We start from the raw sequence: 22,120 nt of genomic DNA on the forward strand, positions 1-22,120 counted from the left end.
GAATTGTTAAGACCTGCCGGTCATTCTTCTGCATGGCTCCGGAGGAAAGCTCGGGTTTGGATGATGAAATCGGCGGATATAGCTTTCTTGACCGTCGGTCAGAATGAGCTTCAGGCGATGGCCTATACCGATCCGCTGACCGGATTGGGCAACCGCAATCGCATGCGGGACAAGGTCTTGCAGATCTCTTCCGAGCGCGCCAGCGATCCGGCTCCCTTCACCATCGGCATCGTCAACCTGGACAGTTTCAAGCCGATCAACGATCTGTTCGGCTCGACAGCCGGCGATGAAATCCTCTGCCAGGTCGCCCATCGTCTCAGGGCCTGCATTCCTGATGGCGCGCTGGTCACCCGCCACGATGGCGACGAATTCGCCTTCGTATTGCCGTTGATCTTCGAACGGGCGAGTGCCGAGAAATTCGGCCAGATGATCCGCGAGGTGCTGTCGGCGCCTTATGACCTCGGTGACCGCAACGTTCGTCTCTCCGCCTCCCTCGGCTTTTCCATCTATCCCTTCGCCGGAGAGGATTGCGAGGAACTGCTGAAGAGCGCCGAAACCGCCCTCTACCGTTCCAAGCGCCGCGGCCGCGGCCAGATCACCGTTTATTCACGCGAGATCGCCCAGGAGATGAAGCGCGCGACGCAGCTGGAGCAGGCGCTGAGAAACGCCATTATCTCCGACGCGATCGACGTGCATTTCCAGCCGATCGTCTCGCTGTCCAACAATCAGGTTGTCGGCTTCGAGGCGCTCGCCCGCTGGAACGATCCCGATCTCGGCTTTGTGTCGCCCGGCGTCTTCGTGCCGCTCGCCGAGGAGCGCGGCTTCATTGACGCGCTGTCGGAGGCGCTGCTGCGCAAAGCCGCTGAAGCCGCACTTTCCTGGCCGCGCGAACTCTTCCTGTCGTTTAATCTCTCCTCGGCCCAACTGATGGATCCGGGCACGAGCAGCAGCGTCCTGTCGATCCTCGGCCGCGTCGGCTTCGATCCGCATCGCCTGGAGCTGGAGATCACCGAGACCGCGGTGATGAGTTCGGCCGATACCGCTCACCGCATCATCGCCGATCTGCGCGCCGCCGGTGTGCGCATCTCGCTCGACGATTTCGGCACCGGCCAGTCGAGCCTCGGGCGCCTGCGCGACTTCATCTTCGACAAGATCAAGATCGACCGTGCCTTCGTCTCGCGCATCAATTCCGATCGCGCCTCCGAACACATCATCAAGGCGATCCTCACCATGTGCGAGGGCTTGGAGCTGGAAGTCGTAGCGGAAGGCATCGAGGATTATGCGGAGGCGGTGAAGTTGCGCACGCTCGGCTGCGGCATGGGCCAGGGCTATCACTTCGGCCGTCCGGCCGACGGTATCGCCACGCTGCGCTTCCTGCACGAGAACTATTACGATCCGACCATGATGGAGCGTGCCAGCGCATAAAGCGATGGCGCCACATAAAAACGATGGCGCCCCTGAGAGCGCCATCGCCTACGCTATACTACCGCGCGCGGATTACTTAGGCGTGGTCGAGCCGGTTGCCGTGGTATCGGTACCGGTCGCAGCCGGAGCCGGAGCCTTTTCGGCCGCCAGCATTGCCAGCGTCTTGAACTCGGGTGCAGCCTTCAGCGATTCAGCCGTTTCGCTGGTCGTCAGCTTGACGCTGCCGTCCTGGGTGTTCTGCGCGACGGTGATCTTTTCCATAGGCACGGCGACATTCTTTTCGCCGATGCCGAGGAAGCCGCCGACGCCAACGATTGCGGCAACCATGCCGCCATCCTTCTTCATGATCAGGTCGTTGACGCTGCCGATGCTTTCATTGTTGCCGTTATAGACCGACTGGCCGATATAGGTGTTGGCGCTGACCTGGTCCGGAGCCTGCTCCGTCAGATAGGCGGCCTGAGCCGTATCTGCCGTCGGTGCTGCGGCCGGAGCCTGTGCGGCATCGCCTGCGGGCTTGGTGACGTCAGGCGTCATCGGCTTCGGTGCTGCCGGGTCGGCGGGAGCCGCCTGGGTCGGAGCGGCGGGGTCCGCAGGCTGCGGTGCCGTCTGCGAAAATGCCGCCGGTGCGAAAGCCGTGGCAAACAGTGCGCCAGCGGCAACGGTCGTCAAGAGTTTGCGTGTCATTTCGAACCTACCTTCGTTTTTCTTTAGAGTAACCGCTAACCCGGCAACACCTATTTTCAGGTCTCGTTGCCGCGTCAGTTCGAAAGGAAAATGGCTGGTGGCGCGATTGGTTCCGGTTGAAAACACGGAAAATTTCTCGATTCTCACGGAACATTTATCGAAGAGTGGCCGCCAAAACGAGAAAGCGCCCCGGTAAGGGGCGCCTCTGATCACCGATGGCAAGCAAAAGTCAGATCACATAGACGGGGTCGAACACGCCTTTGACGTCGATGCCGAGTTCCAGCAGCGCGCCGGCACTGGGCTGCGCCGAACGGGCATCTTCATCCAGCCCTTCCCAGGCGGTCGTTACCGCCAGCCGGTCGGCATTGACGCCGATGAAGGCAGGGCAGGAGGGCTGGACGGCAGGAACCTTGTAGCGCGAGATGCGCAGGCCGTCCGGACTGTAGCGGTCGACGACGCCGGCGCCCCAGCGCGCATTCCACAGGTAGCCGTCGGCATCGACCACCGAGCCGTCGATGTCGCCGGGGTCGTTCATGCTGTCGACGAGCACGATCGGCTCGCCCGAAGGCAGGCCGGTCAACGGATCGACCATGACGCGCATCAGCCGGTTGACGCGGGAATCCGTATAATAGCCGATCGTGCCGTCAGGCGAGAAGCAGATCGAATTCGGGATGCTGATGCCGTTGAAGATCTTCGTCACCTTGCCGCTGGCGACGTGATAGATGGCGCCTGCCTGGTTTTCCGCCCGCTTGCTCATCGTGCCGATCCAGAGCGCGCCGGAAGGATGGGTGCGGCCATCATTCGAACGGTTTTCCGGCCTGTCGTTTTCGAGCGCGGCGTAGAAGGTCAGGTTGCCGCTTGCGATGTCGCGCACGAAAAGCCCTTCTTCCGTTGCGATCAGCTGCCGCCCGGCGTCGATGCGGGCAAGCACGCTCGCCATCACAGGCAGCGGGTGCACCTTTTTCTCGCTCGTCGAAAGATTGAGCTCATGCAGTTCCTTGCCGAGAATGTTGAACCACCAGACGGTATTGCTGTCCGGATCATAGGTCGGGCCTTCGCCGAGAACGGAATTGGTGTTGCAAAGTGTTTTGCCCTCGAACTCATAAATATCGGTCATACGTTCACGCTCCCAATGGCTGCATCATAGGCGTAAATGGTCGCCTTGGCGCGCTCGGCAACCTCTGATGCGGTCATTCCCGGCTTGTAGATGCTGGTGCCGAGCCCGAAGGCGAAGATGCCGGCCTTGGTATAATCGCCGAAATTCTTGTCCGAGACACCGCCGACGGCGGCAATCGTCAGCTCCGGCGGCAGGATTGCCCTGATCGCCGTGATACCGGAAGGACCGAGCACGCTGGCCGGAAAGAATTTGAGACCGGTGGCCCCGGCCCGCGCCGCCGCCAGCGCCTCGGTCGGCGTAAAGACGCCCGGCATCGTCACCATGCCGTATTCGCGCGCCCGGATGATCACCTCGGGCTCGACATTCGGGGTGACCAGCAGCTTGCCGCCGGCCGCATGCAGGCTGTCGACCGCCTCGACGGTCAACACCGTGCCGGCGCCGATCAGCACTTCGGCCGGCGCCATCTTTGCGGCGATCTCGATGGATTTGAACGGTTCCGGCGAGTTGAGCGGGATCTCGATCGCCGTCAGGCCATTGTCGATCAGAGCACCGACGACGCTTTCGGTCTCGTCAGGCCGGATACCGCGAAGGATGGCGATCAGCGGGCGCTTCATGTCGGGGAAGGGGATACGGTTCATCGTGTCAGCTTTCTCAATTCGGCCAGATGGCTTCGGCGGCGGCCGAAAGCCCGCGGCGCACGGCGGCGTCGGCGTCGATGGCGGTGAAGGCAAGGGAGAGGGTTCCGAAGGCCTGTTCGTAGAGCGCCTGCAGGCGCCCGGAGGCGACGAGGGTGATGGTGGTGCCGTTTGCCGCATCCTGCAGCGCCCCGGCGATTTCTAGGCCGATCAGCGTGCCGGAAAGCCGGGCTTGCGCGGCAGCGGCAGAAATCCCGTGCAGGAGCTGGCCGGAACGGGCGGCAAAGAGCAGGTTGGAGGCAAGGGCCGGGCGTGCGAAAGCGGCCGAGACCGCGGCCTCGAAGGCCGCCGCATCCGCTGGCTGCTCTTCCGCACCGGCCACGGCATGCGAAAGGATCGTGTGTTTGCTGATGACGTCGAAAAGCTCGCCGGTCATGAAGGTCGAAAAGCCGGTCACCTTGCTCTCCGTCACATGCACCCATTTCGAATGCGTGCCGGGCATGCAGACCGCCTGCGCGCCTGAGCTTGCGCGGCCGAGCGCGCCGAGAAGCTGGGTTTCCTCGCCGCGCATGACGTCGGGCCTCGCCATGTCCCGCTGGGCAAGGCCCGGCAGGATGCGGATGTCGCGGTTTTCGCCGGGCACGGAAACTGCCCCGGTCAGGATCGAGGCAAGCGGCGCCGGCACGTCGATATAACCGGCCTCGACCCAGCCCTGCCTTGCGCCGGCCATGCCGCAGACGATCACCGGCAGTTTCTCCGGCGCCTCGATGGCAGTGAGATGGCCGGCAAGCACCGTGGAAAAGCCGATCTTTGCCGCGCTCGTCATGCCTTCGCCGCTGCGGCGTTCGGCAAGGACGGTGCCATCCCTGGCGATCAGCCAGAGCCGGAAACTGCTGGTGCCCCAGTCCACCGCGACATAAGCGGGATTTGTCATTACAGAACGCCTCCATCGACAATCAGGGACTGGGCGGTCATCGCCGCCGCACAGTCGGATGCAAGAAACAGGCAGGGACCGACGATCGCATCGGGTGTGAGCGCAACCTTCAGGCACTGATCCTCGACCGAGCGCGCAATGCTTTCCTCGGTGAGCCAGTGCTGCATCTGCCGCTCGGTGACCACCATGCCGGGCAGGATGCAGTTGACCCGGATGTTTTCCGGCCCGAGCCTGCCCGCCATACTCTTCGTCAGCCCGACGACCGCTGCCTTTGCTGCCGCGTAGGCGGGAAAACCGCCCATGTTCAGCTTGAAGGCGATCGACGACATATTGATGATCGCCCCGCCGCCGGCCGACCGCATCGACGGCACGACTGCCTGCGAGGTGAAGAACACGTGCTTGAGGTTGACTGCCTGGTTGTTGTCCCAATAGGCCTCGGTCACCGCGTCGAATTCATGGCGGTCGTCCCAGGCGGCATTGTTGACCAGCACGCGGATCGGCCCTGAATTGGCAATGACGGTATCGACCGTGCGCCGGATCGCCGCGATGTCGCGCAGGTCGGCATGGTAAAAGGAGACCGGATGCGCCGTCTCCCGCGACAGCCTTTCGGCAAGTGCGCGGCCGGCGGCCTCGGCGATATCGATGAAGGAGACCTTGGCGCCCTGGCGCGCGAAACCTTCGACGATCGCAGCACCGATGCCCGATCCGCCGCCGGTCACCAGCACGGCTCGGTCTTTGAATTCGGGAAATTGTGCTGCCATCGTGGTCACCGTCGCCTTCCCGACTGAATTGTTCCATTATTTGGAACTTAATTTGACTATATGGAATTATCGAATTACACTGCCCTTTCTGTCAAGGGCGGACGAGGCGATGAGTTCAAACGGCGAAAACACAACAACGGCACGCGAGACCGGCACGCTCGGCAAACTGATGGTTCTGCTCGATCTCGTCACCCATGCCGATGCGCCGCTGCGTTTCACCGATATCCTGGCCCTTGCCGGCCAGCCGCGCGGCACGCTGCATCGCCAGCTCACCCATCTGGTCGAGGAGGGGCTGCTCGAGCTCGATGGCGACGGCCGTTATGCGCCTGGCCTGCGCCTGCTCGATTTCGCCGCGCGCAGCTGGGCGCGCAACGAGTTCCGCCTGATTGCCGAACCGCACCTGAGAGATCTGCAGCGGGCGACCGGCGAGACGGTGCATCTCGGCGTTCTGAGAGGCCAGTCGATCATCTATCTCGATAAGGTCGAAGGCCGCCAGCCGGTACGTATGTATTCGCAGATCGGCAATGCCTCGCCCTGTTATTGCACCGGCGTCGGCAAGGCCGCCCTTTCGCTGCTGCCGGCCGAAAGCCTTGTCGATCTGCTTGCCGGCCTGAGCTTCACCGGCTTTACCGCCTCGACCCATGTCTCTGCCGAAACGCTGCTTGCCGAAATCCGCGAGATTGCCGATCAGGGCTATGCCTTCGACCGCGAAGAGCATGAGGCCGGCATCCGCTGCGTTGCCGCACCCGTCTGGTCGGAGGATCGGACCTTTATGGGTGGCATTTCGATTACCGGCCCGGCCTATCGCTTGTCGATGGAACTTCTGCACCAATGGTCCGTTCCGGTGCAACTGGCGGCTGCGAGCATCATGGAAGGCATGCGCGTCCGTCTCGGTCCGCGCCGCTGACGGAAGAAATCGCCGCCGGCCCCTGCTGGACGTAATCGCAGAGCATGCTTATGATGAGCGCGATATTGAGATTTTCCGGCGAATCACCACAACTAGAACGGTCCGCGAAATCTACAACCATTCACCGGCCGAACGCTCAACGCCGAAGCCGATTCCAACCAGCGATCGTCGTTTCCCGATGCAATCGAGCCGGCCGCGGCGGGCAGGTTTCGCAAACGGTTTGCCGGCCGCTGTGCCGAAGATGAAGAAATGTGATGGCACCCTTGTCGCAAACATCCACGGAAGAAGACGATTATGTTCAGGCAATAGCGGGCCTGAAGACCCAGTTCGATATTTTCCGTTTCATGAAACGCGTGACGGAAGCCTATCGCAGCCGTGCCTTCATGGTTCTCAACCTGCCGCCGATCACCTCCTTCGATCTTCAGGGCAGCACTGTCATCACCAGCTGGCCGGCCGAGCTTCTGGCCCTTTACGACCAGGAGGGCCTGATGGTGAACAGCCCGGTCCTCAGGCGGCTGAGAACATCCGCGCGGCCCTTCTTCTACGATATGTCGCGGCAGAACTGGTCGCGGGACGACGGCAAGTCCATTCTCGTCGCCTCCCTGTTCGAACGTTTCAAGATGATGCGCTGCGCCTATTTCCCGACGCATGAGCCCTCCGGCCTGCGCGGCGCCGTCTCTTTCGCCGGCGACCGCGAACCCTTCAGCCCTGCCGAGATGCGCGAGCTCTGCTACATCGCCATCCATGTCTTCGACAGGCTTGCCGAGATCCGCAACCTCGATACGCGCATGACGGACACGCTGACCGACCGCGAGATCGATTGCCTCAACTGGACGGCGGCCGGCAAGACCAGTGCCGAAATCGCTGAAATCCTGACCCTGTCCGAGCATACGGTCAATCACTACCTCAACCGCGCCACCAAGAAGCTCGATACGGTCAACCGCACCCAGGCGGTCGCCAAGGCGCTGCGCATCGGCCTGATCAAATAAGTTGCAAAAAACAACCGACTGCTTTTGAAGCCGCCCAGCGCGTAGGCAAGTCTTTCCCGTTGAGGGGCTGTCGCAAGCGCTTTTGCAGTCTTTTCCTTGATTTTCCATCTGGCACGCTTTCTGCATCTCTTCATGCGAGAGGTCCAGAGGGGACTTTGAGGCCAGCGCCAGGAAATGGCGCGGCCGACACACCGCTGTCCGACGCCGTTGCCGCTTTCTCCCGGCTCTTCGGTGTCGGCGGCGGTTGTTGCGTTTTGGCACCGCTTCTTTCCCGGCTGTCCGCGATTTCGTCTTCCCTGTTCATTTTTCGCTGGTCTTTTTTTCGACTTGCTCTAGTTCGCCCCGGATTGCGCCGGTTCTCGGGGAGACCGTTGCGGCCATCAGGGCGAAAGCCCGGCGGACTTGATGGCCGCAACGGATCGCCAATTCTCCCCGGCGCCTTTTTGAGCGCCGGCAATCGATTTCCCTCCCGATGATTTTGTTTGGCGAAGGCTTCCGTCTCCACTATCTGTGATCTGCAAGAAGAAGCAGTGAGGGTGGAATGGCCGACGTCACCAAAGAACAGGTTCTCGAAACGCTGAAGACCGTGCGTGGGCCCGATCTCGAGCACGATATCGTCGAGCTCGGCATGGTCTCCGACGTCTTCATCTCCGACGGCAAGGTTTATTTCTCCATCACCGTCCCGGCCGATCGCGCCAGGGAGCTGGAGCCGATGCGGCTCGCCGCTGAGCGCGTCATCAAGGAAATGCCGGGCGTCAAGGGTGCCCTCGTCACATTGACCGCCGACAAGAAGGCGGCCGCCGCCGCTCCGGCTGCCCGCCCTGCGCCGAACCCGCCTCACGGTCATGCCGGCCACGATCACCAACATGATCATGCGAGCCATGCTCACGCTCCTCAACAGCCGCCGCGCGCCGGCAAGATCGGTGTGCCCGGCATCGGCGCCATCATCGCCGTCGCCTCGGGCAAGGGTGGGGTCGGCAAGTCGACCACCGCCGTCAATCTCGCACTCGGCCTGCTCGCCAACGGTCTTCGGGTCGGCATTCTCGATGCCGATATTTATGGTCCCTCGATGCCGCGGCTGCTGAAGATATCGGGCCGCCCGACGCAGATCGACGGCCGCATCATCAATCCGATGGAGAATTACGGCCTCAAGGTCATGTCGATGGGCTTCCTCGTCGACGAGGAGACGGCGATGATCTGGCGCGGGCCGATGGTCCAGTCGGCGTTGCTGCAGATGCTGCGCGAAGTCGCCTGGGGCGAGCTCGACGTCCTCGTCGTCGACATGCCGCCCGGCACCGGCGACGCCCAATTGACCATGGCCCAGCAGGTGCCGCTTGCCGGCGCCGTCATCGTCTCGACGCCGCAGGATCTCGCGCTGATCGATGCCCGCAAGGGCCTCAACATGTTCCGCAAGGTCGAGGTGCCGGTGCTCGGCATCGTCGAGAATATGAGCTATTTCATCGCCCCGGATACCGGCACCCGCTATGACATCTTCGGCCATGGTGGCGCCCGCAAGGAGGCAGAGCGCATCGGCGTGCCTTTCCTCGGCGAAGTGCCGCTGACGATGAATATTCGCGAAACCTCCGACGCCGGCACGCCGCTCGTCGCCTCCGAGCCGAACGGCGTCGTCGCCGGCATCTATCGCGGCATCGCCGCCAAGGTCTGGGAACAGATCGCCGGCCAGTCCCAGCGTCCGGCACCGACAATCGTCTTCGAATAATGCATGTCGCCCGCGAAGTGTGCAGCGGTTAAATCGCGTCGATGGGAGGTGCTTGAGCGAGCCGAATCACCGCGGCGAATACCCCAAATTGTGGGGGAAAGGTGGTGAAAAGCCGCGCTTCACGGAAGATGTCTTGATTATTTCACGGCTTTGCTGCATATGCCGCGGCGCCATGATGGCGTTTTGCTGCAGATGCTCAGTGACGGTCGTCTTCGTTTCGAAGAGGCCGACCCGCCTGCAAGTTCGGAGTTGTCTTGTCGATCGAAGGATTGGGAACTGCGATGCGGTTGAGTACAACGCGCGTGCCGGCCTTTAAGGTTGGATGCAGGCGGAGAGACGACCGGTGATCACCGCTTACTGTTCCAATTGCAGATCGGTCGAGATCCGCGATCTGTCGCATGCCACATCCTTCCCCGAGGATGTCGTATGGATCGACATGATCGAGCCGACCCGCGACGAGGAGCTCTATGTCGAGAAGGTTCTCGGCATCGAGGTTCCGACCCGCGACGACCTCAAGGATATCGAGCCTTCCGCCCGTCTCTATGTCGAAAACGACGCCGTCTTCATGACCGCCTCGCTGCTCTGGAAGGCTGACACCGACGTACCGACGCTGACCGATGTCGCCTTCATCCTGGCCGGAAACCGCCTGGTCACCATTCGCTACGCCCATCCCAAATCCTTTGCGCTGTTCATCGCCGCCCTCCACCGGCTGCCGGAAAACTGGCGCAGCGGCGCTGCCCTTCTTGCCAAGCTCTTGGAGACGATCGTCGACCGCACCGCCGAGATCCTCGAGATCTCCGTCTCGCGCATCGACATCTTGTCGATGCATGTCTTCGGCGACCGGGCAAGGAAAGTGCGCAAGCCTTCGAACTACCTCGAGGAGAAGTTGCGCGATATTGCCGGCCATCACCGGATGATCAGCAAGGTGCGCGACAGCCTCGGTTCGCTTGCCCGCCTGCTGACGTTCTTTCACACCATCCCGGCGATCCAGCAGGACCGTGAGGCGAAGGAGCTCTGCCGCACCGTTTCCCGCGATGTCCAGTCGTTGTCGGAGCATGCTTCCTTCGTCGCCGCCAACATCACCTTCCTGCTCGATGCTTCGCTCGGGCTGATCAACATCGAGCAGAACTCGATCATCAAGATTTTCTCGATTGCCTCGGTGGTATTCTTGCCGCCGACGTTGGTCGCCTCCGTCTATGGTATGAACTTTCAGGTCATGCCGGAGCTCACCTGGGCCGCGGGTTATCCCTATTCGCTGGCCCTGATGGTGTTATCCGCCGTCATCCCTTTTTTCTTTTTCCGCTGGAAAGGCTGGCTCTGAGGAGCCTGTTGAAACTTCATGTCCGAAGATAGCCATCCGAACGAACGCCATATGACGCCGAAAAAGCTGTTCTATCTCGGGCTAGGTTCCGTCGGCGTCGTCTACGGCGACATCGGCACCAGCCCGCTCTATGCCTTTCGCGAGGCGCTGAAGCCGGTGGCCCATGACGGCGTCACCCGTTTCGAAGTCATCAGCCTGATCTCGCTGATGATCTGGGCGCTGACGATCATCGTTACGATCAAATATGTGCTCTTCCTGCTGCGCGCCGACAATGACGGCGAGGGTGGCACGCTGTCGCTGCTCGCCCTGCTGATGAAGACCGCCAACGGCCACACGGCCATTCTGATGTTGCTCGGCCTGATGGGTGCTGCCCTCTTTCTCGGCGATGCCATGATCACGCCGGCTCTATCCGTGCTGTCGGCCGTCGAGGGTCTGAAGCTCGTCACCCCCAGCTTCGCGGAATATATCGTGCCGATCTCGGTGGTGATCCTGGCGCTGCTCTTCGTCGTGCAATCGCGCGGCACCGGCGCCGTCGCGAAGTTCTTCGGCCCGATCACCGCCGTCTGGTTCCTCGTCATGGCCGCCGCCGGCATTTCCCATATCTCGGACGATTACGGCATCCTTGCCGCCTTCAATCCCTATTATGCCGTCGCCTTCCTGCTGCATGAGGGCTTCTACGGCGTCGTCGTGCTCGGCGCCGTCTTCCTGACGGTGACGGGCGCCGAGGCGCTCTATGCCGATCTCGGCCATTTCGGCCGCCGCCCGATCCAGTGGGCCTGGTTCCTGCTGGTTTTCCCGGCGCTGACGCTGAACTATCTCGGGCAGGGGGCGCTCGTTCTCGGCAATCCGATGACGATGTCCGATCCCTTCTATCTGATGTATCCGAAATGGGCGCTGCTGCCCGTCGTCATACTGGCGACCGCCGCGACGATCATCGCCAGCCAGGCGGTCATCACCGGCGCTTTCTCGATGGTGCGCCAGGGCATCAACCTCGGCTTCCTGCCGCGCATGGAAATCCTCTTCACGTCGGAAACCAATACCGGGCAGATCTTCGTACCTTCGGTCAACGCCGTGCTGTTCATCGGCGTCATCTTCCTGGTCTTAAGTTTCAAGACATCGGAGGCGCTGGCGACCGCCTACGGCATCTCCGTCACCGGCGCCATGGTCGTCACCTCGATCATGGCCTTCGAATTCGTCCGCGCCCGCTGGAACTGGTCGCTCCCGGTTGCGGTGATCGCGCTTGCGCCGCTGGTCGTGCTCGAAATGATCTTCCTTGGCGCCAACCTTTTGAAGATCCACGACGGCGGCTATATCCCGATTCTGATCGCCACCGCCTTTACCGTCGTCATGTGGACCTGGCGCCGCGGCACGGCGATCCTGATGGAAAAGACCCGCCACACCGATATTCCGCTCGCCTCCTTCGTCAGCTCGATCGAGCGCAAGAGCGAACATTCGCCGGCCCAGGTTCCAGGCACCGCGATCTTCCTGACCAGCGATCCGGAGTCGGCTCCCGCCGCGCTTCTGCACAATCTCAAGCACAATCATGTACTTCATGACCGCAACGTCATCCTGACCATCCGCACGGTCAACAAACCGCGCGTGCCAAGCCACGACCGCTACAGGGTCGAGCAGATTTCCGAGCGTTTCTCCCGCGTCGAACTGCTCTTCGGCTTCATGGAATCGCAGAACGTCTCGCAGGCCTTGGCGACATTGCGCAAGACAGGACTGAAGTTCGACATCATGTCGACCTCCTTCTATCTCGGCCGCCGCAAGCTGGTGCCGGACGCCAAGTCGGGCATGCCCTACTGGCAGGACCGGCTCTACATCGCGCTTGCCAACGCCGCCGCCAACCCCTCGGATTACTTCCGCCTGCCGGCCAACCGCGTGGTGGAGCTCGGCTCGCACGTTATTATTTGATGGGTGGGGCAAAGACCCCGCCCCAAACCCCTCCCCACAAGGGGGAGGGGCTTAACCTGTTGCACCGCATCTCCCAAAACTCCAGCTCGGCAAACGACGAGATGATCGCGGGCAAAGCGGTGATGCTGGGCTAGTCCCTCCCCCTTGTGGGGAGGGGTTGGGGAGGGGACTTTCGCAAATCACGAAATTATCCCCCACATTAGAACATCCCGAAATTCTTACAGTCACATTTCGGCACAGCCTGTTAACCGGACATCAAGGTTAATGCGGGATTTTCAATGGAATGTTCCCGCGTTCCATGCCCGGAGTCCGTGTTGCGTCGAAAGAGCCCTTCCCGTAGCAAGCTGCGTCTTATTCCCGAGAATTGGGTGTCGCCCGCAATCTTCGGTCTCGCCGGCTGGCTGATCTTCCCGAGCGTCGCATCCCATGCCGATCTCGCCGCCATGCTCGCCGGCCTCGATCATGAGGGGGGGAACTGGCGCATGGTGCTGACCAATTCGCCGGCCGGCTCCATCCACCAGGCCGAACTCGCCTTCGCCGAACCGATGGTGACGGGTTCGATCTCCGCCGGTGCCGGCATGGTGCTGCCCGATGGCCGCAAGGTCGCCTTCAATGCCAAGGACAAGAGCACTGCCAAGGATAGGGGCCACGAGAACACGCCGGACGAGGATCGCGTCAACCGCGGCAGCAAGAAAGGCCGCGTCGTCGCTGTCGAGAAGATGCAGCCGCCGAAGGATTTTTCCGCCGGCTCGATCCTCGAGCGCACCAAGATGCTCTTCACCCCGAGCTTTGATCTCAAGGACAGGTCGGCCTTCGTCAAACCGAAGATCCAGGGCAAGGAAATCGAGATCGCCACATCTTTCTATGAGACGCAGCCGGTGGTGACCGATAATGGGGTGCCGACGATGCTCGCAAGCCTCGTCACCAGCAGCAAGGCCGATGTGCTGGCCACCGCCTATGGGCCGGCAGCACCCGACTATGCCCGCCAATCGCCGTTCGATTCGATCCTGACCGAGCAGGACAGCGGCCGCTTCGTTCCGGAGATCGGTCCGCGCGACCATGCTTGGGCCGCAAGCATATTGGCGCCGAGCGTCTTTTCCGCCCGCGAACAGCAGTGCCTTGCCTCCGGCATCTATTTCGAGGCGCGCGGAGAATCGGTGAAGGGTCAGGCGGCCGTCGCCCAGGTCATCCTCAACCGCGTCCGCAACCCTTCCTATCCGAAGACCATCTGCGGCGTCGTCTATCAGAACGAGGATTGGCGCAACCGTTGCCAGTTTTCCTTCGCCTGCGACAGCATCAAGGACAGAGTGAATTCGGAATATCACTGGAGAGTCGCCCGCGACGTGGCGATGGCGGTGACCGCCGGCAAGATCTGGCTGCCGCAGGTGGGCTCGGCGACGCATTACCATGCCGTTTATGTTCGCCCGAAATGGGCAAAGACCATGGAAAAGGTCGGCCGCATCGGTCTTCACGTCTTCTATCGCACCTATGGCGGCGGCTGGAGCTGAGATAAATCGCCGGGGCAAGCCGATTTCCGGCCCGGAAAAGCGGATTCTTTCCGTCGAATTTGCGCGATCGACCCAGAGTCGATTTATCTCTTTGATTTGATGGAATTATTTTCTCGCTGGACAGATGCTGTCTACGCCTTGACTATGCTAATCCCTAAAACTATGTTGCGCGCGACTTCAGAACGGGCCGGAAGGGTCTCAACCTTCGCGTCCGGGGTCCGAATGACCGGGGTAGCGGGAGTGCGGGCGACGGGCAGGCGAGGAGAGATCCATGGCGGACGACCGCGAGGAAAGTCTAGAAAAGCGCCGTGCGCAATTGGGAGCGAAACTCGCGACCAAGGGCGTCGAGACGGGAGAAGACGAGGCTAGGGAAGCCCGCGCCGAGGTAAGCCGCAAAGGTTATGCCCAGGCGATGAAGCTTTCCAGCGAGTTCATTTCCGCAATCGTCGTCGGTGCTCTCCTTGGCTATCTCCTCGACCGTTTTGTTGGCACGGCGCCTTGGGGTTTGATTGTTCTTCTGCTTCTTGGATTTTGTGCCGGCGTTCTGAACGTGCTGCGTTCTGCGGGGGTGGTGGCCCATCCCCTGGACGACAAGGACGACAAGAAATAGGGACCGGTTCCGGTCCAGTGCAATGACCCCGCGTCCTGCGGGCCAAAGAGAGAGAACAAGCGGTGTCTAACGATCCGACTCATCAGTTCCTGATCCAGAAGATTGTGCCGATCGAAATCGGCGGAATTGATTTTTCGTTCACCAATGCATCGCTCTTCATGGCTGCTTCGGCTGCCGCTGCCGCAGGCTTTCTTTATTTCGCGACCTCGAACCGCGCCATCGTCCCGGGCCGTTCGCAGTCGGTTGCGGAAATGTCCTATGAATTCATCGCCAACATGCTGAAGGAAGGCGCGGGCAAGCAGGGAATGAAGTTCTTCCCGCTGGTCTTTTCGCTGTTCATGTTCGTCCTGACGGCGAACCTGCTCGGCATGTTCCCGTATTTCTTCACGGTGACGAGCCAGATCATCGTCACCTTCGCCCTTGCCCTGCTCGTCATTGGCACGGTTCTCGTCTACGGTTTCTATAAGCACGGCTTCCACTTCCTGAATGTCTTCGTGCCCTCGGGCGTGCCGGGCCTTCTGCTGCCGCTGGTCATCGCGATCGAAATCATCTCCTTCCTGTCGCGTCCAATTTCACTCTCGGTTCGTCTCTTCGCCAACATGCTCGCCGGCCACATCACGCTCAAAGTGTTCGCAGGCTTCGTCGCCTCGCTTGGAACCATGGGTGCTCTCGGTATCGGCGGCGCCGTTCTTCCCCTCATCATGACCGTCGCCCTGACCGGTCTCGAGTTCCTCGTCGCCTTCCTTCAGGCTTACGTCTTTGCGGTGCTGACTTGCATGTACCTCAACGACGCAATCCATCCGGGCGGGCACTAAGGATAACGACATCGACGTCAAAGGGCGTCAGTCATTCGCCGCAACAACCATTTCAAAGGAGTTCAACATGGAAGCGGAAGCAGCAAAGTACATCGGTGCAGGCCTGGCTTGCTTTGGTATGGCCGGTACGGCTCTCGGCCTCGGCAATATTTTCGGCAGCTACCTCTCCGGCGCACTGCGCAATCCGTCTGCCGCTGACAGCCAGTTCGGCCGTCTGGTATTCGGCTTCGCCGTTACGGAAGCTCTGGGCATCTTCTCGCTGCTCGTTGCTCTCCTCCTCCTCTTCGCCGTCTGATATCGGCGAATAGATGGATCACGGCCTGCGACCGCAAGCCGTGATCCTTTGCATTTGCAGTCCACCTGGAGGTGAGCATGTTTTTTGTGACCCCGGCTTACGCTGAGGAAGCACCGGCGGCAGCGACGGGTACGGATGCGCACGCCGCTCCGGCCGCAGGCGAGGTCCATACCGAGACTGGTGTTGCCGAAGGCGAACACGCCCGCGGCCCTTTCCCGCCTTTCGATTCGACGACCTTCGCGTCCCAGCTGCTCTGGCTGGTGATCACGTTCGGCGTCTTCTATTTGCTCATGCAAAAGGTCATCGCGCCGCGCATCGGGGCGATCCTCGATCAGCGTCACACGCGCATTTCCCAGGATCTGGAAGAGGCAGGCCGCCTGAAGGGCGAAGCCGACGCCGCCGTCCAGACCTATGAAGGTGAACTGGCCGCTGCCCGCGCCAAATCCAACGCGATCGGCTCAGCCGCACGCGACGCCGCCAAGGCCAAGGCCGAAGTGGAACGCCGCGCTGTCGAGGCGAGCCTTTCGGAAAAGATCAAGGCTGCCGAGCTGCGTATCGGCGAGATCAAGGCCAAGGCCTTCGCGGACGTTGGCACCATTGCCGAGGAAACGGCGGCTGCCGTGGTCGATCAGCTGATCGGCGGTACCGTCGCCAAGGCCGATGTCGTCGCCGCCGTCGCGGCTGCCAAGAAGGAGGCTTGATCGATGGAATTTGCCTTTGACGCGACTTTCTTCGCCTTTGTCGGCCTCGTCCTCTTCCTGGCGCTGGTCGTTTACCTGAAGGTTCCGGGCATGTTGGCACGGTCGCTCGACGACCGCGCCGACCAGATCCGCAACGAATTGGCCGAAGCCAAGCGCCTGCGTGAGGAGGCCCAGCACCTGCTCGCCGAATACCAGCGCAAGCGCAAGGAAGCGGAAGCCGAAGCGGCCCACATCGTTGCCGCCGCGGAGCGCGAAGCCGAAATGCTGACCGCCGACGCGAAGAAGAAGACGGAAGAATTCGTTGCCAACCGCACGGCGCTGTCCGAGCAGAAGATCAAGCAGGCCGAGGTCGAGGCGATGAAGGCGGTGCGTTCCGCCGCCGTCGATCTCGCAATCGCGGCCGCCGAAACCGTGCTTGCCAAGCGGGCCGACGCCAAGGTCCAGTCCGACCTCTTCGGCACTGCCGTCGGCCAGGTCAAGACGCGGCTCAACTGAGCGTTTCGAAAAGATTGAGAGCGAAGGCCGGGCATGTCCCGGCCTTTTCTTTTGCTGATGACTCGGCCTTGTGTCGACGATCTGCTGCATATTCACCGGCTGCCGCCACCTTTGCCGGGGTCGACGGGTCTCATGGCCTGTCCTTCGGACCCCGCAAGCGGGGCGAAGGAGATATGCCGCGACGTCTCGATTCCCTCTTCTCCCCAGCGGGGAGAAGGTGCCCGTAGGGCGGATGAGGGGGCCACACGGTAGAGCTTTCATTGCCCTTCGCTTTCGCTCGGCACAACAACAAATGTTCTGCCGTGAGGCCCCCTCATCCGACCCTTCGGGCCACCTTCTCCCCGCTGGGGAGAAGAGGGAGCAAGACGCGCCGACTTCCTTAACCTAAAGCATGTCGCGCAAAAGTGTGCAGCGGTTTTTGCGGCAACGACATGCGAGGAAATAAAGAGCTAAAGCGCAAGGAGCGAATCTGAAAGATCGCGACGCGCTTTAGCCGTTGCGTTCGGCACGCCCGGTTTCTACTGAAAAGCGACCTACTCGGAAATCAGTTCATCCGTCTCAGGACCTTCCTCGCCCTTCCGCAACGGCCGAAAACTCATTCGGTGCAGGGAACAGGGGCCGTGCTTTTCGATGCCGGCGCGGTGCTGCGCCGTGCCGTAGCCCACATGCGCCGCAAAGCCGTAATCCGGAAATACACGATGCGCCCGCGCCATCATCCGGTCGCGTGTCACCTTGGCGACGATCGAGGCGGCGGCGATCGAGACCGAGCGGGCATCGCCCTTGACCACGGCCTGTCCGGGGCAATCAAGGCCCGGCGGCACGTCGAGCCCGTCAGTCAGCACGTAGCTGGCCGGAATGGCGAGGCTGCAGATGGCGCGGCGCATGGCGTCGAGGCTTGCCTTGCGGATATCCGTCTCGTCGATGCGCGTCGAGCTCGAGGAGGCGATGGAGACGGTCGCAGTCGCCAAAATCTGCACGAACAGTTCCTCGCGCCGTTGCGCCGAAAGCTGTTTGGAATCGTTCAGACCCTCAGGGATGCGCTTTGGATCGAGAATGACGGCGGCCGCCACGACGGGTCCCGCCAGCGGCCCGCGGCCTGCCTCGTCGGCGCCGGCGACCGGCCAGTGGCCGGCCTTGCGGGCTTTGAGTTCCAGCCGGAAATCCGGCACGAGCGGAACCGTGTCGAAAAGCAGGGGAGAATCGGGTGACGTGCGAGGTTTCATGCGGCTGAACCTCGCACGCCAACCCGATTGCCCGCAAGTCCCCGGATCAGGGCGGCGGCCGGGGACGCTCCGGCGGATGGTGGCGGTCAGGGCCATCCGCGGAAATTGCGCTCGGAGCTCGAAAACAGGGCGGTTTTGTCGAGAAGCCGATGCGCAAGCTTGAAGCAATTCCAGGAAAAGTGCGAAGCGGTTTTCCGTCCGGAATTGCGTAAAAAATAAAATGTTAGAGCAACGACAGCTGTACGCCGCTGCCATCCGGCGGTACGAACAGATCGTCGCGGAGCGGCACGCTGCGGCGCGTCAGGCCGAAACGTCGGGCGGCCATTTCAAAGCGCCGGGCGATCTGCCAGGCATAGGGACCAGCACCCTTCATGCGCTTGCCGAATTCGGCATCATAATCCTTGCCGCCGCGCATCGAGCGCACCAGCGACATCACATGCCGGTAACGATCGGGGTAATGCTGCAGCAGCCAGTCGCGAAACAGCGGGCTGACCTCGAGCGGCAGCCTGAGGATGACATAGCTCGCCTCGGCGGCGCCGGCAGCCTTGGCCGATTCAAGGATGCGTTCCAGCTCGTGGTCGTTCAGCGCCGGGATAAGCGGGGCGGCCATGACTGCCGTCTGGATGCCTGCTTCGGCAAGGGTGTGGATCGTCTCCAGCCGCCGCGGCGGTGTGGCGGCACGCGGCTCCATCGTCCGGGCAAGCTTGCGATCCAGCGTGGTCACCGAGATGCCGACGCGCACCAGGTTCTTGCCTGCCATCTCCTGCAGAATGTCGAGATCACGCAGGATCATCGCCGACTTGGTGACGATCGATACCGGATGGTTCGCCTTGTTCAACACCTCGAGAATGCCGCGCATGATGCGCCATTCCTTCTCGATCGGCTGATAGGGGTCGGTATTGGTGCCGATCGCGATAACCCGCACCTTGTAACCGGGCTTGGCGAGTTCCCGCTCCAGCAGTTTTGCCGCATCGGGCTTGGCAAAGAGCTTCGTCTCGAAATCGAGCCCCGCAGAAAGCCCCATATAGGCGTGTGTCGGCCGGGCGAAGCAATAGATGCAGCCATGCTCGCAACCGCGATAGGGATTGATCGAACGGTCGAAGGAAAGGTCAGGCGATTCGTTGCGGGTGATGGCCGTGCGCGGTTTTTCGACCTGCACTTCGGTCTTGAACGGCGGAAGCTCTTCCCATGTCTGCCAGCCGTCGTCGACGGTCTCGCGCTGCTGCGCTTCGAACCGCCCTGTCGGGTTCAGTCCCGCCCCACGCCCACGCCGCCGATCGACCTCGACTCTCAGACCGGAGGACACGATCATCGCATCGGCAACATCTGCCGTATTGGCAGGCGCGAACGCGGCCTGCCCTGCCAGGGACTGTTCTCTCATCGGATTCTCCCGTGGCGGAAAGCCATCGCCTCCGCCCGTTTTGCTGATTAAATTCCTATCCGCAAAATGAGAACAATGCAAGAACAAAAAGAGGAAAACGATGCTGGAAAAATTTTGTGCGGCGCATTATAAATAGTCAATGTTGACGGTTGTTCTCGAATGTCAGGATCAGGAATCTGAGCTGGCACAGACTTTATCGGTACTGGTGGCAGGCGCGGTGGAGGGGCTGGTGAGCGATGTGGTCGTGCTCGATCACGGCTCGCGCGACGGCACCTCGCGGGTGGCCGACGCCGCCGGTTGCCGCTTCCATTCGCAATGGGATATCAAGGACATCGTCCGTTCGGCGCGCGGCGAATGGCTGCTCTTCGTCGAGCCGGGCGCCAGACCGCAGGCCGGCTGGATCGATGAGATCGCCGAATATGTGGCGCTGAACAAACTGCCGGCGCGCTTCACCGCATCGCGCGGCTATAGGCGCCCGTTCTTCCAGCGTGTCGGCCGAGCCGTGCCGCCGCTGGAACTCGGCTTTCTCCTGCCGAAGAAGCAGGCGCTCGCCATCGCCAAAAGCGGGATGCGACTTACCGAATTCGTCAAGGGCCAGAAGCCGGGCAAGCTGGCGAGCGAACTGATTCCGTCATGGGTTGCCCGCGCTGCGCGATAGGCATCGCAACCTTCTCGATGGGCCGCGCGCAAAAGATGGCGCCCAATAGGATTTCGCGCTATAATTCAAAACATGGCGCCGTCGAAGCGCCTCGCTTCGCAACGGAATGGCCATGGAATGCCGGTGAACGGCAGAACAGGTCAGCGAAAATCTCCTCTTCTGCCGGGTTCCCGGCGAAAGGAGGTGCGTCATGACACGCGGTAGGATCTACGGCGTACGCAGTATGATCTACGGCCTTATGGCCGTCATATTGCCGACATTGGTGATCGCACATCCGCATTCGGCAGCATCGCAGATGATGCGCAGTTGCGCAGGCCGACCCGAAGTCGTCAATTTTCTGGACAAGAACTTCGCCGAAAAGCTCACGGCAGTCGGACTGATCAACCAGAACGCCATTCTCGAGGTCTATGCCGCCGAAAGCGGCACCTGGACCCTCATCGTCACGGATGTTCACGGCATAAGCTGCGTCCTGCTGTCGGGTGACAGCTGGGATACGATGCCCGTCCTGCCGGGCCTTGCGACATAGGGAATGCCGCTGTTCCAGGCAGCCTATTTCGTCGCGCCGCGTTTCAGGTGCTCGTCCAGACGCGGCATGATCTCGACGAAATTGCACGGCGCGCTGCGATAGTCGAGCTGTCCTTTCAGAATGCCGTCCCAGGCATCCCGGCAGGCGCCGGGCGAACCCGGCAGCACGAAGATGAAGGTGGCGTTGGCAACACCTGCCGTGGCGCGCGACTGGATCGTCGCCGTGCCGATCTTCTCGTAGGAAATCCGGTGGAAGATGGTGGAAAAGCCGTCCATCCGCTTTTCGAACAAAGGCTCCAGCGCCTCTGGCGTCACATCGCGGCCGGTAAAGCCGGTGCCGCCTGTAGTGATGACCACGTCTATGTCTTGGTTCTCGGTCCAGGCCTTCACCCGCGCGGCAATCTTTTCGCGATCATCGGGCACGATCCCCCGGTCGACCAGCCTATGCCCCGCCTCCGTGATCCGCGCCGCCAGCGTGTCGCCTGACTTGTCCGTTTCCGGCGTGCGTGTATCCGAAATCGTGAGAACCGCAATGCCGACCGCGATGAAGGGCCGCTTTTCGTCCAGACCTGCCATCATGCGCCTCCCGAAACCGTTTCCGTCGCCTGGAAATACCAGCCAGGGCGCTGGTCGTGAAGAGCTGCCGCTGCATCTTCGGCAGCAGTCATGGTCGCAAAGATGCCGAAACAGGTGGCGCCGGAACCGGACATGCGGGTCAGAAGGGCGCCATGACCTTGCAGCATCGCCGCGATTTCCGAAATCTCGGGCACGAGTTCGCGCGCCGGCGGCTCCAGGTCGTTGCGGGCAGCAGCAATCGCGGCGAGCCAGTCGGCAGTCTGAGGCGGGCTCGGTGCCAAGCTCAGGGCCGGATTGTTCTTTGTCGCCAGCCGGCGGAAAACCTCGGGCGTCGAGACGCCCTTCAGCGGATTGGCAAGCACTATGGCAAAGGCCGGCAGATCAGGCACAGCTTCGATCTTTTCGCCGATGCCGCGGGCAATCAGCGGCCGGCTTTTAAGGCACATCGGCACGTCGGCGCCGAGTTTCAGCGCCAGCGCGGCAAGCGCCTCCGCGGATAATGTCGTGCCCCAGAGCCGCATCAGCCCGCGCAGCGTCGCGGCCGCATCGGCCGAGCCGCCGCCGATGCCGGAGGCGATCGGCAGGTTCTTTTCGAGATGGATGCGGACGGGAAAGGCGAGGGGACCGATCGCCTGGCGCAGGAGGTCGCGCGCCTTCAGCACCAGGTTGGTGCCGCCGTCGCCGGCAAGTACCTCGCCGAAACGGCCCGACAGGGTCAATTCGTCGGTCGGCGACCGCATGAAGCCCAGCCGGTCGCCGTGATCTGCGAAGGTCACCAGCATATCGAGCAGATGATAGCCATCCGGCCGCTGGCCCGTCACATGCAGGGCCAGGTTGATTTTCGCGCGCGCCTCCTCGGAAACGCTAGAGCATGATGCCGAAAAGTGTGAGCGGTTTTCGGACGACATCATGCTCAACTCTTT

Annotated in this window: 23 protein-coding genes; 14 read left to right on the top strand and 9 right to left on the bottom strand. The window is 61.8% G+C overall.

The window, feature by feature from the left end; genetic code table 11:
* Nucleotides 1-60: 60 nt before the first annotated feature.
* Nucleotides 61-1,425, top strand: a complete 1,365-nt coding sequence (locus tag B5P46_RS07245; RefSeq protein WP_017959168.1) for a putative bifunctional diguanylate cyclase/phosphodiesterase — start codon at nucleotides 61-63, stop codon at nucleotides 1,423-1,425.
* Between the two features lie 72 nt (nucleotides 1,426-1,497).
* Here the strand turns inward: B5P46_RS07245 and B5P46_RS07250 are convergent, their stop codons facing one another.
* The 5 genes from B5P46_RS07250 to B5P46_RS07270 form a co-directional block, all read right to left on the bottom strand.
* On the bottom strand, nucleotides 1,498-2,109 hold the full coding sequence (locus tag B5P46_RS07250) for a PRC-barrel domain-containing protein (protein WP_017959169.1): 612 nt from the start codon (nucleotides 2,107-2,109) through the stop codon (nucleotides 1,498-1,500).
* A gap of 229 nt (nucleotides 2,110-2,338) precedes the next feature.
* Nucleotides 2,339-3,226 carry an SMP-30/gluconolactonase/LRE family protein gene (locus B5P46_RS07255; protein WP_129418090.1) on the bottom strand — a complete coding sequence of 296 codons (888 nt, stop codon included), beginning with the start codon at nucleotides 3,224-3,226 and terminating at the stop codon, nucleotides 2,339-2,341.
* Complete coding sequence (locus B5P46_RS07260; protein WP_129418091.1) at nucleotides 3,223-3,864, bottom strand: 2-dehydro-3-deoxy-6-phosphogalactonate aldolase; 642 nt, start codon at nucleotides 3,862-3,864, stop codon at nucleotides 3,223-3,225. Before B5P46_RS07260 ends, B5P46_RS07255 begins: the two co-directional genes overlap by 4 nt.
* Nucleotides 3,865-3,877: 13 nt before the next feature.
* The gene (locus tag B5P46_RS07265) at nucleotides 3,878-4,795 is read right to left on the bottom strand and encodes a 2-dehydro-3-deoxygalactonokinase (protein WP_129418092.1); all 918 of its coding nucleotides are present in this window, start codon (nucleotides 4,793-4,795) and stop codon (nucleotides 3,878-3,880) included.
* Nucleotides 4,795-5,556, bottom strand: a complete 762-nt coding sequence (locus B5P46_RS07270; RefSeq protein WP_129418850.1) for an SDR family NAD(P)-dependent oxidoreductase — start codon at nucleotides 5,554-5,556, stop codon at nucleotides 4,795-4,797. The genes B5P46_RS07265 and B5P46_RS07270 overlap by 1 nt, the downstream gene beginning before the upstream one ends.
* Nucleotides 5,557-5,665: 109 nt before the next feature.
* On the opposite strand from B5P46_RS07270, the gene B5P46_RS07275 reads away from it, so the two are divergent.
* The 11 genes from B5P46_RS07275 (at nucleotide 5,666) to B5P46_RS07330 (ending at nucleotide 16,834) form a co-directional block, all read left to right on the top strand.
* On the top strand, nucleotides 5,666-6,463 hold the full coding sequence (locus B5P46_RS07275) for an IclR family transcriptional regulator (RefSeq protein ID WP_129418093.1): 798 nt from the start codon (nucleotides 5,666-5,668) through the stop codon (nucleotides 6,461-6,463).
* A 254-nt stretch (nucleotides 6,464-6,717) separates the two neighbouring features.
* A complete protein-coding gene (locus tag B5P46_RS07280) occupies nucleotides 6,718-7,452 on the top strand; it encodes a helix-turn-helix transcriptional regulator (RefSeq protein ID WP_129418094.1) in 735 nt (244 codons plus the stop codon).
* Between the two features lie 541 nt (nucleotides 7,453-7,993).
* Nucleotides 7,994-9,172: an Mrp/NBP35 family ATP-binding protein gene (locus B5P46_RS07285; RefSeq protein ID WP_129418095.1), complete on the top strand. Its 1,179-nt coding sequence runs from the start codon at nucleotides 7,994-7,996 to the stop codon at nucleotides 9,170-9,172.
* Nucleotides 9,173-9,515: 343 nt separating this feature from the next.
* Complete coding sequence (locus B5P46_RS07295) at nucleotides 9,516-10,493, top strand: magnesium transporter CorA family protein (RefSeq protein WP_129418096.1); 978 nt, start codon at nucleotides 9,516-9,518, stop codon at nucleotides 10,491-10,493.
* 18 nt (nucleotides 10,494-10,511) lie between these two features.
* The gene (locus B5P46_RS07300) at nucleotides 10,512-12,410 is read left to right on the top strand and encodes a potassium transporter Kup (RefSeq protein ID WP_129418097.1); all 1,899 of its coding nucleotides are present in this window, start codon (nucleotides 10,512-10,514) and stop codon (nucleotides 12,408-12,410) included.
* A gap of 278 nt (nucleotides 12,411-12,688) precedes the next feature.
* Entirely contained in the window at nucleotides 12,689-13,918 is a 1,230-nt protein-coding gene (locus B5P46_RS07305; protein WP_129418098.1) for a cell wall hydrolase, read from the top strand.
* Nucleotides 13,919-14,189: 271 nt separating this feature from the next.
* Entirely contained in the window at nucleotides 14,190-14,528 is a 339-nt protein-coding gene (locus B5P46_RS07310) for an AtpZ/AtpI family protein (protein ID WP_012756239.1), read from the top strand.
* Between the two features lie 62 nt (nucleotides 14,529-14,590).
* Nucleotides 14,591-15,343, top strand: a complete 753-nt coding sequence (locus tag B5P46_RS07315) for a F0F1 ATP synthase subunit A (RefSeq protein WP_129418099.1) — start codon at nucleotides 14,591-14,593, stop codon at nucleotides 15,341-15,343.
* A 67-nt stretch (nucleotides 15,344-15,410) separates the two neighbouring features.
* Entirely contained in the window at nucleotides 15,411-15,638 is a 228-nt protein-coding gene (locus B5P46_RS07320; RefSeq protein ID WP_003545854.1) for a F0F1 ATP synthase subunit C, read from the top strand.
* Nucleotides 15,639-15,715: 77 nt separating this feature from the next.
* Nucleotides 15,716-16,339 carry a F0F1 ATP synthase subunit B gene (locus tag B5P46_RS07325; protein ID WP_129418100.1) on the top strand — a complete coding sequence of 208 codons (624 nt, stop codon included), beginning with the start codon at nucleotides 15,716-15,718 and terminating at the stop codon, nucleotides 16,337-16,339.
* Nucleotides 16,340-16,342: 3 nt separating this feature from the next.
* Nucleotides 16,343-16,834 carry a F0F1 ATP synthase subunit B gene (locus B5P46_RS07330; protein ID WP_129418101.1) on the top strand — a complete coding sequence of 164 codons (492 nt, stop codon included), beginning with the start codon at nucleotides 16,343-16,345 and terminating at the stop codon, nucleotides 16,832-16,834.
* A gap of 533 nt (nucleotides 16,835-17,367) precedes the next feature.
* Here B5P46_RS07330 and B5P46_RS07335 read toward each other — a convergent pair.
* Nucleotides 17,368-18,057: a ribonuclease HII gene (locus B5P46_RS07335; RefSeq protein ID WP_129418102.1), complete on the bottom strand. Its 690-nt coding sequence runs from the start codon at nucleotides 18,055-18,057 to the stop codon at nucleotides 17,368-17,370.
* Nucleotides 18,058-18,280: 223 nt separating this feature from the next.
* Nucleotides 18,281-19,438, bottom strand: coding sequence for a PA0069 family radical SAM protein (locus tag B5P46_RS07340; protein WP_129418103.1), 1,158 nt, complete (start codon nucleotides 19,436-19,438; stop codon nucleotides 18,281-18,283).
* 139 nt (nucleotides 19,439-19,577) lie between these two features.
* Between B5P46_RS07340 and B5P46_RS07345 the strand changes: the two genes are divergently transcribed.
* The gene (locus tag B5P46_RS07345; RefSeq protein ID WP_129418104.1) at nucleotides 19,578-20,096 is read left to right on the top strand and encodes a glycosyltransferase family 2 protein; all 519 of its coding nucleotides are present in this window, start codon (nucleotides 19,578-19,580) and stop codon (nucleotides 20,094-20,096) included.
* 190 nt (nucleotides 20,097-20,286) lie between these two features.
* Nucleotides 20,287-20,622: a hypothetical protein gene (locus tag B5P46_RS07350; RefSeq protein WP_129418105.1), complete on the top strand. Its 336-nt coding sequence runs from the start codon at nucleotides 20,287-20,289 to the stop codon at nucleotides 20,620-20,622.
* A 23-nt stretch (nucleotides 20,623-20,645) separates the two neighbouring features.
* On the opposite strand, the gene moaB is transcribed toward B5P46_RS07350, so the two are convergent.
* Nucleotides 20,646-21,197: a molybdenum cofactor biosynthesis protein B gene (moaB, locus tag B5P46_RS07355; RefSeq protein WP_129418851.1), complete on the bottom strand. Its 552-nt coding sequence runs from the start codon at nucleotides 21,195-21,197 to the stop codon at nucleotides 20,646-20,648.
* Nucleotides 21,197-22,108 carry a 4-(cytidine 5'-diphospho)-2-C-methyl-D-erythritol kinase gene (locus tag B5P46_RS07360; protein ID WP_129418106.1) on the bottom strand — a complete coding sequence of 304 codons (912 nt, stop codon included), beginning with the start codon at nucleotides 22,106-22,108 and terminating at the stop codon, nucleotides 21,197-21,199. The genes moaB and B5P46_RS07360 overlap by 1 nt, the downstream gene beginning before the upstream one ends.
* Nucleotides 22,109-22,120 lie beyond the last annotated feature (12 nt).

This window comes from Rhizobium leguminosarum, from assembly GCF_004123835.1.
Lineage (GTDB): Bacteria > Pseudomonadota > Alphaproteobacteria > Rhizobiales > Rhizobiaceae > Rhizobium > Rhizobium leguminosarum_M.

Excerpts from the sequence above, each read along its gene's own strand:
- B5P46_RS07245 (WP_017959168.1), top strand. The coding sequence starts at position 61 with ATGATGAAATCGGCGGATATAGCTTTCTTGACCGTCGGTCAGAATGAG.
- B5P46_RS07250 (WP_017959169.1), bottom strand. The coding sequence starts at position 2,109 with ATGACACGCAAACTCTTGACGACCGTTGCCGCTGGCGCACTGTTTGCC.
- B5P46_RS07255 (WP_129418090.1), bottom strand. The coding sequence starts at position 3,226 with ATGACCGATATTTATGAGTTCGAGGGCAAAACACTTTGCAACACCAAT.
- B5P46_RS07260 (WP_129418091.1), bottom strand. The coding sequence starts at position 3,864 with ATGAACCGTATCCCCTTCCCCGACATGAAGCGCCCGCTGATCGCCATC.
- B5P46_RS07265 (WP_129418092.1), bottom strand. The coding sequence starts at position 4,795 with ATGACAAATCCCGCTTATGTCGCGGTGGACTGGGGCACCAGCAGTTTC.
- B5P46_RS07270 (WP_129418850.1), bottom strand. The coding sequence starts at position 5,556 with ATGGCAGCACAATTTCCCGAATTCAAAGACCGAGCCGTGCTGGTGACC.
- B5P46_RS07275 (WP_129418093.1), top strand. The coding sequence starts at position 5,666 with ATGAGTTCAAACGGCGAAAACACAACAACGGCACGCGAGACCGGCACG.
- B5P46_RS07280 (WP_129418094.1), top strand. The coding sequence starts at position 6,718 with ATGGCACCCTTGTCGCAAACATCCACGGAAGAAGACGATTATGTTCAG.
- B5P46_RS07285 (WP_129418095.1), top strand. The coding sequence starts at position 7,994 with ATGGCCGACGTCACCAAAGAACAGGTTCTCGAAACGCTGAAGACCGTG.
- B5P46_RS07300 (WP_129418097.1), top strand. The coding sequence starts at position 10,512 with ATGTCCGAAGATAGCCATCCGAACGAACGCCATATGACGCCGAAAAAG.
- B5P46_RS07305 (WP_129418098.1), top strand. The coding sequence starts at position 12,689 with ATGGAATGTTCCCGCGTTCCATGCCCGGAGTCCGTGTTGCGTCGAAAG.
- B5P46_RS07310 (WP_012756239.1), top strand. The coding sequence starts at position 14,190 with ATGGCGGACGACCGCGAGGAAAGTCTAGAAAAGCGCCGTGCGCAATTG.
- B5P46_RS07320 (WP_003545854.1), top strand. The coding sequence starts at position 15,411 with ATGGAAGCGGAAGCAGCAAAGTACATCGGTGCAGGCCTGGCTTGCTTT.
- B5P46_RS07325 (WP_129418100.1), top strand. The coding sequence starts at position 15,716 with ATGTTTTTTGTGACCCCGGCTTACGCTGAGGAAGCACCGGCGGCAGCG.
- B5P46_RS07330 (WP_129418101.1), top strand. The coding sequence starts at position 16,343 with ATGGAATTTGCCTTTGACGCGACTTTCTTCGCCTTTGTCGGCCTCGTC.
- B5P46_RS07335 (WP_129418102.1), bottom strand. The coding sequence starts at position 18,057 with ATGAAACCTCGCACGTCACCCGATTCTCCCCTGCTTTTCGACACGGTT.
- B5P46_RS07340 (WP_129418103.1), bottom strand. The coding sequence starts at position 19,438 with ATGAGAGAACAGTCCCTGGCAGGGCAGGCCGCGTTCGCGCCTGCCAAT.
- B5P46_RS07345 (WP_129418104.1), top strand. The coding sequence starts at position 19,578 with ATGTTGACGGTTGTTCTCGAATGTCAGGATCAGGAATCTGAGCTGGCA.
- B5P46_RS07350 (WP_129418105.1), top strand. The coding sequence starts at position 20,287 with ATGACACGCGGTAGGATCTACGGCGTACGCAGTATGATCTACGGCCTT.
- moaB (WP_129418851.1), bottom strand. The coding sequence starts at position 21,197 with ATGGCAGGTCTGGACGAAAAGCGGCCCTTCATCGCGGTCGGCATTGCG.
- B5P46_RS07360 (WP_129418106.1), bottom strand. The coding sequence starts at position 22,108 with ATGATGTCGTCCGAAAACCGCTCACACTTTTCGGCATCATGCTCTAGC.